12 protein-coding genes are annotated in these 13,003 nt (G+C 60.5%); 5 read left to right on the top strand and 7 right to left on the bottom strand.

The genetic code is table 11. The features are described from left to right. Positions 1–105: 105 nt before the first annotated feature. Positions 106–1,422 carry a bifunctional DedA family/phosphatase PAP2 family protein gene (locus QMX93_RS26640; protein ID WP_282358507.1) on the top strand — a complete coding sequence of 439 codons (1,317 nt, stop codon included), beginning with the start codon at positions 106–108 and terminating at the stop codon, positions 1,420–1,422. Between the two features lie 123 nt (positions 1,423–1,545). Here the strand turns inward: QMX93_RS26640 and QMX93_RS26635 are convergent, their stop codons facing one another. From QMX93_RS26635 to QMX93_RS26625, 3 genes are read right to left on the bottom strand one after another with little or no spacing between them, the layout of a single operon-like run. After that, complete coding sequence (locus QMX93_RS26635; protein ID WP_053124190.1) at positions 1,546–2,136, bottom strand: LON peptidase substrate-binding domain-containing protein; 591 nt, start codon at positions 2,134–2,136, stop codon at positions 1,546–1,548. Positions 2,137–2,146: 10 nt separating this feature from the next. Next, on the bottom strand, positions 2,147–2,863 hold the full coding sequence (locus tag QMX93_RS26630) for an LrgB family protein (RefSeq protein ID WP_159814964.1): 717 nt from the start codon (positions 2,861–2,863) through the stop codon (positions 2,147–2,149). Continuing rightward, positions 2,863–3,225 carry a CidA/LrgA family protein gene (locus tag QMX93_RS26625; protein ID WP_212545739.1) on the bottom strand — a complete coding sequence of 121 codons (363 nt, stop codon included), beginning with the start codon at positions 3,223–3,225 and terminating at the stop codon, positions 2,863–2,865. Before QMX93_RS26625 ends, QMX93_RS26630 begins: the two co-directional genes overlap by 1 nt. A gap of 191 nt (positions 3,226–3,416) precedes the next feature. Here QMX93_RS26625 and QMX93_RS26620 point away from each other — a divergent pair, with 191 nt between their 5' ends. The 3 genes from QMX93_RS26620 (at position 3,417) to QMX93_RS26610 (ending at position 6,371) form a co-directional block, all read left to right on the top strand. Then, entirely contained in the window at positions 3,417–3,872 is a 456-nt protein-coding gene (locus tag QMX93_RS26620) for a MaoC family dehydratase (protein ID WP_282358506.1), read from the top strand. A gap of 102 nt (positions 3,873–3,974) precedes the next feature. Continuing rightward, positions 3,975–5,702 carry a C13 family peptidase gene (locus tag QMX93_RS26615; RefSeq protein ID WP_282358505.1) on the top strand — a complete coding sequence of 576 codons (1,728 nt, stop codon included), beginning with the start codon at positions 3,975–3,977 and terminating at the stop codon, positions 5,700–5,702. Between the two features lie 27 nt (positions 5,703–5,729). Next, complete coding sequence (locus QMX93_RS26610) at positions 5,730–6,371, top strand: oxidoreductase (protein ID WP_053124198.1); 642 nt, start codon at positions 5,730–5,732, stop codon at positions 6,369–6,371. 127 nt (positions 6,372–6,498) lie between these two features. On the opposite strand, the gene QMX93_RS26605 is transcribed toward QMX93_RS26610, so the two are convergent. The 4 genes from QMX93_RS26605 to QMX93_RS26590 all read right to left on the bottom strand — a co-directional run bounded on the left by QMX93_RS26605 (position 6,499) and on the right by QMX93_RS26590 (position 10,940). Continuing rightward, positions 6,499–6,783 carry a YceK/YidQ family lipoprotein gene (locus QMX93_RS26605; protein WP_282358495.1) on the bottom strand — a complete coding sequence of 95 codons (285 nt, stop codon included), beginning with the start codon at positions 6,781–6,783 and terminating at the stop codon, positions 6,499–6,501. Further along, complete coding sequence (gene ubiX, locus QMX93_RS26600; protein WP_053124202.1) at positions 6,776–7,423, bottom strand: flavin prenyltransferase UbiX; 648 nt, start codon at positions 7,421–7,423, stop codon at positions 6,776–6,778. The genes QMX93_RS26605 and ubiX overlap by 8 nt, the downstream gene beginning before the upstream one ends. Next, positions 7,420–8,769 (bottom strand): UDP-N-acetylmuramate:L-alanyl-gamma-D-glutamyl-meso-diaminopimelate ligase, encoded by a 1,350-nt coding sequence (gene mpl, locus QMX93_RS26595; RefSeq protein ID WP_008083666.1) that lies wholly within the window; start codon positions 8,767–8,769, stop codon positions 7,420–7,422. The genes ubiX and mpl overlap by 4 nt, the downstream gene beginning before the upstream one ends. Positions 8,770–9,026: 257 nt before the next feature. Beyond that, on the bottom strand, positions 9,027–10,940 hold the full coding sequence (locus tag QMX93_RS26590; protein ID WP_282358494.1) for a sigma-54-dependent Fis family transcriptional regulator: 1,914 nt from the start codon (positions 10,938–10,940) through the stop codon (positions 9,027–9,029). 407 nt (positions 10,941–11,347) lie between these two features. Between QMX93_RS26590 and QMX93_RS26585 the strand changes: the two genes are divergently transcribed. After that, positions 11,348–12,868, top strand: a complete 1,521-nt coding sequence (locus QMX93_RS26585) for an aldehyde dehydrogenase family protein (RefSeq protein ID WP_282358493.1) — start codon at positions 11,348–11,350, stop codon at positions 12,866–12,868. Positions 12,869–13,003: the final 135 nt, after the last annotated feature.

The following is a 13,003-nucleotide window of genomic DNA, read 5'->3' as shown; positions in this document are numbered from 1 at the left end:
GCCGAAGGCTGCGATCTTTTGATCTTGTTTCAAGGATCAGGATCAAAAGATCGCAGCCTTCGGCAGCTCCTACAGGGGATCATCAATGGTTTGGAGTTTTTTGGTATGGGCCCATGGCTCGATAGCGTGACCGGTTGGCTGGCGGCCAATCCGCAGTGGCTGGCCGTAGCGGTGTTCATTGTTGCCTGCGTGGAATGCCTGGCGATTGCCGGATTGATCGTGCCCGGCACGGTGTTGTTGTTTGCCGTGGCCGTGTTGGCCGGCAGCGGTGCGCTGTCGTTGAGCGAAACCTTGCTGCTGGGTTTCCTCGGCGGGATTCTCGGCGATGCGATTTCGTATTTCCTCGGTCGCCACTTCCACCAGAACATCCGCCGTCTGCCGGGCTTGCGCCATCACCCGGAATGGATGGCCGGCGCAGAAAGCTATTTCCAGCGTTACGGCATCGCCAGTTTGCTGGTCGGTCGTTTTATCGGCCCGTTGCGACCAATGCTGCCAATGGTCGCCGGCATGTGCGACATGCCGTTCCCGCGTTTTGCCGCTGTCAGCCTGCTGGCCGCCGCCGGCTGGAGCGTCGCCTATCTGCTGCCAGGCTGGGCCACTGGCGCGGCGATTCGTCTGCCGCTGCCGGAAGGTTTCTGGCTACAGGCCGGGATTGTCGCCGCGAGCATTGCGGTCATGGTCGGCCTCAGCGTCAACAGCAGCCTGCGCCGCCATCGTCGCGCGACGATCTGGATCAGCAGCATGAGCCTGTTGATCCTGATCGGCCTGTTCATCGGTTACCCGTACCTGACGGCGCTCGACCAAGGCGTGATGACGTTGGTGCAGGAACATCGCCAGCCGCTGCTCGATGAGATCGCGGTGACGTTCACCCTGATCGGCGAATTCCGCAACATGCTGATGTTCAGCGCCCTGCTCACCGGCCTGCTGCTGCTGTGCCGGCAATGGCGCCAAGCAATCTTCGCCGGCGGCGTGTTGCTCTGCACAGCGATGCTCAATACCGGCACCAAGATGTTTTTTGCCCGGGTGCGTCCGGAAGTACTGAGTGATCCGCTGACCAGTTACAGCATGCCGAGCGGCCACGCGTCGGGGTCTTTCGCGCTGTTTCTGGTGCTCGCGGTGTTGGCTGGTCGCGGCCAACCGCCACGCATGCGCCTGACCTGGCTCTTTGTCGGTTGCATTCCGGCTCTGTCGATTGCCTTGTCGCGGGTGTATCTGGGGGCGCATTGGCCGACGGACATTCTCGCCGGCGCGATGCTCGCGGCGTGCGTGTGTGCGGCGGGGTTGTGGTTGAGCCAGCGCAAAGAGCCGCTGAATGCCATGCCGTTCAAGGTCTGGTGGCTGGTTCTGCCGGCGTTGCTGGTGTTGTTCAGTTTGTTTGTGTTTAGGCATTTGCCGAACACGATGTTGCGTTACGCGTATTGAAGATCAAAAGATCGCAGCCTTCGGCAGCTCCTACATGGGATTTCATTTCACGCCCGATACATCGCGCGCATGTGGAATCAAACCGTGTAGGAGCTGCCGCAGGCTGCGATCTTTTGCGATGGGTCAGGCAAACAACTCGCCCTGCAATTCATCAAGCAGCGCCTGGATCGCATCCAGTCGCTGCTGCGGATCGTCGAGTTGCAGCAGATCGATCTTGTCTTCTTCGGCGAACGGCAGCAGATACGCCAACTGATTGGCCAACGACTGCTGACCGAGCGCGTCAGTGCCCATGTTCAGCGCTTCGACCATCGGGTGTTCGGCCAGCGCTTTGAGCAGCGCGACCAGATCGGCGTCCTCGTCCTGCAGCGGTTGCTCGGGTTCATCGTCGAGCCATTCGACGTCGGCAAGAATCAACTGATCGCGCTGCACTTCAGTGCGCAACACGTTGAAACGCCGCCCGCCCTGCACGCGAATCCCCAGCAAACCGTTGTCCTGCTGCTGGAAATCGGTAATGCGCGCCTCGCAGCCGACCAGCGCATAGCCCTCCGGCGCCAGCCCGACTTCGCTGCCCTGCAGAATGCACACCACACCGAAACCACCGCCCTGTTTCATGCAGCGGCCGATCATGTCCAGGTAGCGCGCTTCGAAGATCTGCAAGTCGAGATTGCAACCAGGAAACAGCACTGTGTTCAGCGGGAAAAGCGGCAGACTCATAGACATTTCCTTACACCACCATCGACACCGCCAACGGCAGGAACACCGCCGTGGCCACGCCCATCAGACTCATCGCCAGCGCCGCAAACGCGCCGCACTCATCACTTTCCTGCAACGCCACCGAGGTGCCGACCGCGTGGGCGGTCATGCCCAGCGCCATGCCGCGCGCTTCGGGGCTGTGTACACCCAGACGGGTCAACAGCGCCGGGCCGAAGATCGCGCCGATCACCCCGGTGATCAACACAAACACCGCCGCCAGCGCCGCGACGCCGCCGATCTGTTCGGCGACCAGCATGGCGATCGGCGAGGTCACCGACTTCGGCGCCATGGTCATCAAGATCATGTGCTCGGCGCCGAACCACCAGCCCAACAGCACGCCCATCCCGGTAGCGACCACCCCGCCTATCACCAGCGTAGTAAAAATCGGCCAGAACAATTGGCGAATGCGCCGCAGGTTGAGATACAGCGGCACCGCCAGTGCCACGGTCGCCGGGCCGAGCAGAATGCTGAGGATCTCGGTGCTCTTGCGGTATTCGGCGTAGGTCAGGCCGCAGCCGAGCAATACGCCGATCACCAACAGCATGGAGACCAGCACCGGTTGCAGAAAGATCCAGCGGGTTTTCTCGAACGCCGCCAACACCAGTTGATAGGCGCCGAGGGTGATGCCGATGCCGAACAATGGATGATGGATGACCGAGGCCCAGGCACCTTGCCAATCGAAGAGCATCAGGACTCCTCCGACGGCGGCGCGTGACGCTTGACCATGCGCTGCATCAGCACACCGGCGAAGGCCATCGACAAGACCAGCGACAACACCAGCGCACCGGCGATTGCCCAAAAATCAGCGGCAATGTCGCTCGCATACACCATCACGCCCACCGCTGGCGGCACCAGCAGCAATGGCAGATAACGCAGCAGACTGCCGGCCGCGAGGTTCAGCGGTTCGCCGACTTCACCGCGAATGATCAGGAAGATCAGCAACAGCAGCAGGCCGATAATCGGCCCCGGCAGCACCGGCAACAGCAAATGATTGAGTGCCGTGCCGAGCAGTTGAAACAGCACCAGCATGGTCAGGCCACGTAACAACATCCGACTTCTCTCCCCGTCTCTCTCCCGTTCATCGCCGGCATTATAAGCACGCCTGCGCTATGGATCGGCATTCGCCAAAAGCATGGTCAGTTGACCGCAGCAAATTGCCATGTTGATCTACAGTGGTTCGCAGGGCGGTCAAATCCCCCACCTGAAAAACTATAAAACCGATGAACCCAAGGAGAGTCTCAATGCCCTATGTTCCAGTTGCAGAGCTCAAAGATTATGTCGGCAAGGAACTCGGACGTTCCGAATGGCTCACCATCGATCAGGAGCGCATCAACCTGTTCGCCGAAGCCACCGGGGATTTTCAGTTCATTCACGTCGACCCGGTCAAAGCCGCGCAAACGCCATTTGGCAGCACCATTGCCCACGGTTTCCTGTCGTTGTCTCTGATCCCGAAATTGATGGAAGACATCCTCATCCTGCCGCAAGGCGTGAAGATGGTGGTCAACTATGGGCTGGACAGCGTGCGTTTCATCCAGCCAGTGAAGGTCAATTCGAAAGTTCGTCTCAAGGTCGATCTGGGCGAAGTGACCGAGAAAAAACCCGGCCAATGGCTGCTCAAAGCAACGGCAACACTGGAGATAGAAGGCTCGGACAAACCGGCCTATATCGCTGAGCCACTGTCGCTCTGCTTCGTCTAAGCGTTCCGGATGCGAAGCAGCGCACGCTGTTTCGCGTCACGTCTCTATATATGCGACGCATAGCTGCGGCATACTCGGTCGCCTAATTGCCCGGATCCCGCTATGCGCTCACTCGCTTCCCTCGCACCCATTGCCTTGACCCTGATGCTCACCGCGTGCGGCGACGGCGAATCGCTGTTGCCCCCGGATGCGCGTCTGCCGGACGGCGGACGCTATCGTGGCGAACTGGTCGATGGCTTGCTGCAAGGTCAGGGGCGCGTCGATTATCCCAATGGCAGTTGGTACGCCGGGCAATTCGACAAAGGTCAGTGGCATGGTCAGGGCGAATGGCACGGCAGCAATGGCGAGGTCTATCGCGGCCAGTTCCAGCAAGGCTTGTTCGACGGTCAGGGCAGCCTGACCACCAACGCCAGCAGCTACACCGGTGGTTTCAAACAGGGCCGACGCGACGGTGAAGGCACGCTGAAAGAAAACGCCATGACCTACCGTGGCGAGTTCAAGGCTGACCAGTATTCCGGACTCGGTCGTCTGGAAATGGACGACGGCAGCTCCTATCAAGGCCAGTTCGCCCACGGCAAACCCAACGGCGAAGGCCAGCGCGGCGACTCCAGCGGCAACACGTTCAGCGGGCATTTCGTCAACGGTCAGCTGGAAGGCAACGGCACGTTCAACAGCGCTGACGGTGACATCTACGTCGGCGGCTTCAAGAACAATCAATTGCACGGCAAGGGCCGCTACGAAAACGCTGACGGCGATGTCTGGCTCGGCCAGTTCAAAGAAGGCGCGCTGACCGGCAAGGGCGAACTGATCGGCGCCGACGGCAGCCACTACATCGGCTCGTTCAGCGACTGGCGTTTCAGTGGGCCGGGCCGTTTGAATCTGTCTGATGGCAGTTTCTACATCGGCGGTTTCGACAACGACAGTTACTCGGGGCGCGGCACTCTGGTGCTCACCGATGGCAGCGTCATGAGCGGCACCTGGATCAACGGCCAGCGCGTGCGCGATGCCGACGGCAAGTTGCTGCCCGATACACTTGAGCTCGGTTTGCTTGCTCAGGGCCGCCTGCTCGAAGACGCCTTGGCCGCCATTCCCGCCTCGACCCCGGCGGTCGAGCTGTACACGCTGACCCTCGGCGGCGACGGCAAGCAGAGTGTGTTCCTGCGCGAATCCGATTATGTCGCCAACATGCTCAATACGCGCTTCGGTGCCTACGGCCAGATCCGTCTGGTCAACCACCGCGACCACCTCGGCGACCGGCCGATGGCCACCCGCGAGAACCTGCGCCGCGCCGCGCAAACCCTCGCCGAACGCAGCGGCCCGGAAGATTTGCTGTTCATCTACCTGACCAGCCACGGCACCGCCGAACATGAACTGGTGCTCGATCAACCGCGCATGGAACTGGCCGACTTGCCCGCCGACGAACTCGCTGCAGTGCTCGCGCCGCTGAAAAATCGCGACAAGATCATCGTGATTTCCTCGTGCTACTCCGGCGGTTTCATCCCGGCGCTGAAAGACGAACGCACGCTGATCATGACCGCCTCGCGCGCCGATCGGGTGTCCTTCGGCTGTTCGGAAGAGGCCAACTTCACCTACTTCGGCGATGCACTGTTCGCCCAGGCACTGAACCAGACCGATGATCTGGAGCAAGCCTTCAAACTGGCCAAGGCCACCGTCGCCGAGCGTGAACTGGCGGACAATTTCGAAGCCTCGGAGCCGCAGATCTGGGCGCCGAAAACCGTGCTGTCGCACTGGCAAACGCTGCGCAAACAGCAAGCAAGAAAAGCTTTGCAAAGTGCTGCATTGAACGACGGAGCGACAAAGAGCAACTAAGCTGAACAGTATCAAGGGAGAGACACTATGTACTTGACGCCTCAGCACGTATTGCTTGCCGGAGCCACCGGTTTGACCGGTGAACATCTACTCGACCGTTTGCTCAACGAGCCAACGATTTCTCGCGTGCTCGCCCCGTCGCGTCGGCCATTGGCGGAACATCCGCACCTGGAAAACCCGGTCGGCGATCCACAGGCGTTTCTGCCGCAACTCAGCGGCCGCGTCGATATCGCCTATTGCTGCCTCGGCACCACGATCAAACAGGCAGGCTCCGAAGCGGCGTTTCGCGCGGTCGATCTGGACATGGTCGTGGCGTTTGCCAAGCGCGCGCGGGAGATGGGCGCGCGGCATCTGATCGTGATCAGCGCGATCGGCGCGGATCCGAAGTCATCGGTGTTCTATAACCGGGTCAAAGGCGAAATGGAGCAGGCCTTGCGTGCACAGGACTGGCCGCAGCTGACCATTTGCCGGCCTTCGCTGTTGTTGGGCGAACGCACTGAACCGCGACTGGCCGAGCAGTTGGCCGGGCCGTTGTCGAAGCTGATTCCGGGTAAATATCGCGGCATCGAGGCGTGCCAACTGGCGCGGGCGATGTGGCGATTGGCGCTGGAAGAACAGGATGGGGTTCGGGTGATTGAGTCGGATGATTTGCGCAAACTCGGCAAATAATCTTCCGCCGCATGATCGTTCCCACGCTCTGCGTGGGAATGCAGCCACGGACGCTCTGCGTCCCAAAGCGTGACGCAGAGCGTCACCGGAGGCGTTACCACGCGGAGCGTGGGAACGATCTGTCTAACTACAATCCGCCTGCTGCCTGAAAACTCACGCCGATCACGGTAAGAAGCGACAACGGCAACAACAACGTATCGAGCAATGCACTCCCCGGCAGATCCACCCCCGGATAGCTCGGCGCCTCAGCCCCGAACCGATCCATCGCGCAGCACCCGCCATTCATCGCGTACAAATCCAGCCGCGTCCCGGAGTACACCACCGGCGCGCCCGGTTTCGCCGCATCCAAGGTGCGCGCCGTGGCGCACCCGGTCAGCAACACCACCAGCCCGATCAGCAGCAGCTTATTCATCGCTGCTCAAATGATGCTCACCCCAACGCGGCAGCATGTCCTGCGGAATACCGAGCAGATTGAGAATCCGCGCCACAACGAAATCGATCAAATCATCAATCGTCTGCGGCTGGTGATAGAAACCCGGCGACGCCGGCAGAATGGTCACGCCCATGTTCGACAGTTTGAGCATGTGCTCCAGATGAATGCTCGAATACGGCGCTTCACGCGGCACCAGAATCAACTGGCGACGCTCCTTCAACGTCACATCAGCAGCGCGTTCGATCAAATTGTTGCAGGCGCCCGTGGCAATCGCCGACAACGTGCCCGTCGAGCATGGCACCACGACCATCGCCGCCGGTGCGCCAGAGCCCGAAGCCACCGGCGACATCCAGTCTTCCTTACCATACACGCGGATCTGCCCGGCGGCCGCCCCTGTGTATTCGGTGAGGAACGCCTGCATCATCTGCGGTTTCGGCGGCAGCGTGACATCAGTCTCGGTGGCCATGACCAGTTGCGCAGCCTTGGAGATCAAAAAATGCACTTCGCGATCTTCGCGCACCAGACAATCGAGCAGGCGCAAACCGTACTGCGCGCCCGAGGCGCCGGTCATCGCCAGCGTTATGCGCTCCGGGCCGTTGCCCTGCGAAAAAGTGTTCATTGCAGCGCCTCGGCGAGTTTGCCGTGCAGGCCGCCGAAGCCGCCGTTGCTCATGATCACCACGTGAGTGCCGGGCTGGGCCTGGCTCTTCACGCGTTCGATGATGCCTTCCAGCGAATCGCTGACAATCGACGGCACGGTGCACAACGCGGCGGTGCCAGCCAGATCCCAGCCGAGGTTGGCCGGGGCGTACCAGATCACTTGATCGGCATCGACCACGCTGGCCGGCAAGCCGTCACGGTGCGCGCCGAGCTTCATCGAGTTGGAGCGCGGTTCGATGATCGCGATCAGTGGAGCATCGCCGATGCGTTTGCGCAGGCCGTCGAGGGTCGTGGCGATGGCGGTCGGGTGGTGAGCGAAGTCGTCGTAAATGGTGATGCCGCGCACTTCGGCGACTTTCTCCATACGACGTTTGACGTTTTTGAACGCGCTCAAACCGGCGATGCCCATCGATGGCACCACGCCAACATGCCGCGCCGCTGCCAAAGCCGCCAAGGCGTTGGCAACGTTGTGCTGGCCGGTCAGTTCCCACTCGACAGTGCCTTGCGACACGCCTTCAAACATCACCTCAAATGCCGAACCGTCTTCGCTCAACAGTTTGACCTGCCACTGGCCGCCAGCACCGGTGGTCTGCACCGGTGTCCAGCAACCCATTTCGATCACCCGCTGCAAAGCAGGCTCGGTGGTCGGATGGATGACCAGGCCTTCACTCGGAATGGTGCGCACCAAGTGATGGAATTGCCGCTCGATCGCCGGCAGATCCGGGAAGATGTCAGCGTGATCGAACTCGAGGTTGTTGAGGATCGCGGTGCGCGGACGGTAGTGAACGAATTTCGAGCGCTTGTCGAAGAACGCGCTGTCGTATTCGTCGGCCTCGATCACGAAGAACGGCGTACCGCCCAGTCGCGCCGACACCGAGAAATTCTGCGGCACACCACCGATGAGGAAACCCGGGCTCATGCCGGCGTGTTCCAGCACCCAGGCGAGCATGCTACTGGTGGTGGTTTTGCCATGCGTGCCGGCAACCGCCAGCACCCAGCGACCTTGCAGCACGTGATCAGCCAGCCACTGCGGGCCGGAAACGTACGGCAGGCCTTTGTTCAGCACATATTCCACCGCCGGATTGCCGCGCGACATGGCATTGCCGATAACCACCAGATCCGGTGCCGGATCGAGTTGCGCCGGGTCGTAACCTTGCGTCAGTTGAATGCCTTGGGCTTCAAGCTGCGTGCTCATCGGCGGATAGACGTTGGCGTCGGAGCCGGTCACGTGATGGCCCAGCTCTTTGGCCAGAACCGCCATCGAGCCCATGAAAGTCCCGCAGATACCCAGAATATGAATGTGCATAGTCGACCTCGTAAAACATGGCCGCAGGTTAGCGTAGGGAGGGGGAAATCGCACTCTTTAGGTGATGGGGCGGGAATGGCATTTGTGTTCGGCTGTGGATTGTCGCCCCTCACCCCAGCCCTCTCCCGAGGTAGAGGGAGCCGATCTGTGTTGCTTTCAAATCCTAAGTTCACGCTGATGATTCAGGTCGGCGTAACTTGCCCAATCAACTCGGTCAGTCCCCTCTCCCTTCGGGAGAGGGCTAGGGTGAGGGCCTTCTAACTGACCCGCCGCTCAATCCCATGCTTACGCAGCTTCCTGTAAAGCGTATTACGGCTAACTCCCAACTGCTCAGCCGTATGCGTCATATGCCAGCGCGTCTGCTCCAGCGTTTTAAGCAGCGCAACCCGCTCAGCATCTTCCAACGGATGCTCAGATACATCAGGTTGCAAAACCGCCACCCGCACCTGCCGAATCATCACCGGCAAATCGTCCACCCCGATCCGCCCCTCATCACACAACGCCGCCAACGTGCGCAGCACATTACGCAACTGCCGCACGTTCCCCGGCCAGTTGAACGCCAATAACGCCTGCCGTGCTGGCTCTTCAATCTGGATCGTTTCGCCGGCCGCCTCTTCGGCCAGCAGAAAATCCAGCAACTGCGATTTATCACTGCGTTCACGCAGCGCCGGCAACGCCACTTCCAGCCCGTTCAAGCGGTAATACAAATCCTCGCGAAAGCTGCCGTCCTCAACCCGCGCCAACAGATTGCGGTGCGTCGCGCTGATGATGCGCACGTTGACCGATTCCGGTTCGCCACCGATCGGCACCACCTGCCGATCCTCCAACACCCGCAACAATCGCGTCTGCAAGGCCAACGGCATATCGCCAATCTCATCGAGGAACAACGTGCCGCCATCGGCCTGCTGCAACTTGCCGCGCATACCGTCCTTGCGGGCGCCGGTGAAACTGCCGCCGCGATAACCGAACAGCTCGCTCTCAATCAGACTTTCAGGGATCGCCGCACAGTTGAGCGCGACAAAGGCTTTGTCCGAGCGCTGACTGGCCTGGTGCACAGCTTTGGCGAACGCCTCTTTACCCGAGCCGGTTTCGCCATTGATCAGCAGCGGCACATCCCGCTCGAACACGCGCAGTGCTTTGCGAAAGTCCGCTTGCAGCGCGGCGTCACCCAGACAGATCCCGGACAGGCGCGGCGCTTCGATAATTTTTGCGAGCGGCATGATCGGCGCGGGTTTACGCGATTCACCGCGCAACACAGCAAACAGATGGCGCCCGTCACGGGTGCGCAGCGGCCAACTGGCGCTGGCATTCGCGCTGGCGCGGCCGAGCAACTCATCCAGCGAACAATCGAAAAACGCCTCGACCGGTTTCCCTAATAGCCCGCCGCGAATATGCCCGAGCAGGTTCAGCGCACTCTGATTAACCGCGCTGATCCGACCTTCGCCGTCAAACGCCAGCAAACCTTCGCTGAACAGCCCGACCGATTCGGCCTGAAGGTGGAAACGCAGCAACCATTGGTTATCAAAACAGCGCAGGAAGTAGCAGCTCTCGATCATCTTCGCCGACAGATTGACCAGCGCCATGGTGTGGAACTGGCTCTGCCGCGAGACATCGTGACGGGCCGAGGACACGTCGAGCACCGCCAACAGTTCGCCATGCGGATCAAACACCGGGCTCGCCGAACAGGTCAGGCCGGTGTGGCGTCCGCGAAAGTGTTCGTCCTGATGAATGGTCAGCGCCTGACGCTCGACCAGGCAAGTGCCGATGCCATTGGTGCCTTCGCAGGCTTCGCTCCAGTCGGCACCGAGCCAGAGACCGGCGCGTTCGAAAATCTTCCGTTCAGCGGGTGCGGTGACGCAATTGAGGATCACTCCGCGCGCGTCGGTCAGCAACACCGCGTGGCCGGCGCCCGAAAGCTGTTGATGGAGGCTGCTCATTTCATTGCCGGCGATCTGCAGCACTTGTTGCAGACGTTCACGGCTTTCGAGGACGCGGCCATGTTCGAGCACGGTCGGCGCGATGCTTAGCGCCGGGTCGAGGTGATAGTCCTCAAGACAGCGCAGCCACGAGCGGGCGATCGACGGATCAGCTCCGGGCCCGTGCAAGTGCGGTTTGCCCTGACTGACGGTGAGAACCTGCTGGGCATGGCGACTCAAATGGTTGTCGTGCATCTCTTATTGTTCTCCCCGAAAGGTCAACGCACACCTCATGTAGGAGCTGCCGAAGGCTCGGGCCGCGTTCGGACGATCTTTTGATCTTGATCTGCAAAAAAGCAAAATCAAAAGATCGCAGCCTTCGGCAGCTCCTACAGGGGTTGCTGTGGGTTGAGCATCCTCCAGCTCAAGCACCATTGCAATGCTGGCAAGACTGCCCGGTCACAGGCTGTGCCAAAAGCGGTACAAACTGTCACCCCGCCTGTACCGATAGCGTCACAGCGCCATTCCGCTCGTCCGACAAAAACCTGCCAACCCCTTGATTTCACGGCTCCGCACGGCAGTGGCCCGACCCTTGCTCTACGCTTATAGCAAGCGCACTTGCGCGTTTCTCTAATAAGTACAAAGCCAAGGAGAACATCATCATGCGTTACGCTCACCCCGGTACTGAAGGCGCCAAAGTTTCGTTCAAAGCCAAGTATGGTAACTACATCGGCGGCGAGTTCGTCGCGCCTGTCAAAGGTCAGTACTTCACCAACACCTCGCCAGTGAATGGCCAACCGATTGCCGAATTCCCGCGCTCCACTGCCGAAGACATCGACAAGGCACTGGACGCCGCTCACGCCGCAGCCGATGCATGGGGCTCCACTTCCGTGCAGGCACGCTCGCTGATCCTGCTGAAAATCGCCGACCGCATCGAACAGAACCTCGAATTGCTGGCGATCACCGAAACCTGGGACAACGGCAAAGCCATCCGCGAAACCCTCAACGCCGACATCCCGCTGGCCGCCGACCATTTCCGCTACTTCGCTGGCTGCCTGCGCGCCCAGGAGGGCAGCGCTGCCGAAATCGACGGCAACACTGTGGCGTATCACATTCATGAACCGCTGGGCGTGGTCGGGCAGATCATCCCGTGGAACTTCCCGATCCTGATGGCCGCGTGGAAACTCGCGCCAGCGCTGGCCGCCGGTAACTGCGTGGTACTCAAGCCTGCCGAGCAAACCCCGCTGGGCATCACCGTGTTGCTGGAACTGATCGGCGATCTGCTGCCGCCGGGCGTACTGAACATTGTTCAGGGCTATGGCAAAGAGGCCGGCGAAGCACTGGCCACCAGTAAACGCATCGCCAAGATTGCCTTCACCGGCTCGACCCCGGTTGGCTCGCACATCATGAAATGCGCGGCAGAGAACATCATTCCGTCGACCGTGGAACTGGGCGGCAAGTCGCCGAACATCTTCTTCGAAGACATCATGCAGGCCGAGCCGACGTTCATTGAGAAAGCCGCTGAAGGTCTGGTGCTGGCGTTCTTCAACCAAGGCGAAGTCTGCACCTGCCCATCGCGCGCACTGGTACAGGAATCGATCTACGACGAGTTCATGGCCGTCGTGATGAAAAAAGTCCTGCAAATCAAACGTGGCGATCCGCTGGACACCGACACCATGGTCGGCGCGCAGGCGTCCGAGCAACAATTCGACAAGATTCTTTCGTACCTGGAAATTGCCAAGGGCGAAGGTGCCGAGCTGTTGACCGGCGGCAAGGTGGAAAAACTCGAGGGCAATCTGTCGACCGGCTATTACATCCAGCCGACCCTGCTCAAGGGCACCAACAAGATGCGCGTGTTCCAGGAAGAAATCTTCGGCCCGGTGGTAAGCATCACCACGTTCAAGGACGAAGCCGAAGCGCTGGCGATCGCCAACGACACCGAATTCGGCCTCGGCGCCGGTCTGTGGACTCGCGACATCAACCGCGCCTACCGCATGGGCCGCGCGATCAAGGCCGGTCGTGTGTGGACCAACTGCTACCACCTGTATCCGGCGCATGCCGCGTTTGGCGGGTACAAGAAGTCCGGCGTGGGGCGTGAGACGCACAAGATGATGCTCGATCACTATCAGCAAACGAAAAACCTGCTGGTGAGCTACGACATCAATCCGTTGGGTTTCTTCTAAGTGGATGGGGGGCGAGGCAGTCGTTTCTGCATCGCCCCTCAGACAGCTTTCGCGAGCAGGCTCGCTCCCACAGGGAATTGCGTGCGCCTGCAATATCCGACCCGACACAAATCCAATGTGGGAGCGAGCCTGCTC

The organism is Pseudomonas sp. PS01303, assembly GCF_029959385.1.
Taxonomy (GTDB): Bacteria; Pseudomonadota; Gammaproteobacteria; order Pseudomonadales; family Pseudomonadaceae; genus Aquipseudomonas; species Aquipseudomonas rustica.
This window is presented reverse-complemented; position numbering and strand designations above follow the sequence as displayed.

Coding starts and splice junctions, on each gene's coding strand:
- QMX93_RS26640 (WP_282358507.1), top strand. CDS start 106: ATGGGCCCATGGCTCGATAGCGTGACCGGTTGGCTGGCGGCCAATCCG.
- QMX93_RS26585 (WP_282358493.1), top strand. CDS start 11,348: ATGCGTTACGCTCACCCCGGTACTGAAGGCGCCAAAGTTTCGTTCAAA.
- QMX93_RS26625 (WP_212545739.1), bottom strand. CDS start 3,225: ATGTTGTTACGTGGCCTGACCATGCTGGTGCTGTTTCAACTGCTCGGC.
- ubiX (WP_053124202.1), bottom strand. CDS start 7,423: ATGAACACTTTTTCGCAGGGCAACGGCCCGGAGCGCATAACGCTGGCG.
- QMX93_RS26635 (WP_053124190.1), bottom strand. CDS start 2,136: ATGAGTCTGCCGCTTTTCCCGCTGAACACAGTGCTGTTTCCTGGTTGC.
- mpl (WP_008083666.1), bottom strand. CDS start 8,769: ATGCACATTCATATTCTGGGTATCTGCGGGACTTTCATGGGCTCGATG.
- QMX93_RS26630 (WP_159814964.1), bottom strand. CDS start 2,863: ATGCTCTTCGATTGGCAAGGTGCCTGGGCCTCGGTCATCCATCATCCA.
- QMX93_RS26605 (WP_282358495.1), bottom strand. CDS start 6,783: ATGAATAAGCTGCTGCTGATCGGGCTGGTGGTGTTGCTGACCGGGTGC.
- QMX93_RS26620 (WP_282358506.1), top strand. CDS start 3,417: ATGCCCTATGTTCCAGTTGCAGAGCTCAAAGATTATGTCGGCAAGGAA.
- QMX93_RS26610 (WP_053124198.1), top strand. CDS start 5,730: ATGTACTTGACGCCTCAGCACGTATTGCTTGCCGGAGCCACCGGTTTG.
- QMX93_RS26615 (WP_282358505.1), top strand. CDS start 3,975: ATGCGCTCACTCGCTTCCCTCGCACCCATTGCCTTGACCCTGATGCTC.
- QMX93_RS26590 (WP_282358494.1), bottom strand. CDS start 10,940: ATGCACGACAACCATTTGAGTCGCCATGCCCAGCAGGTTCTCACCGTC.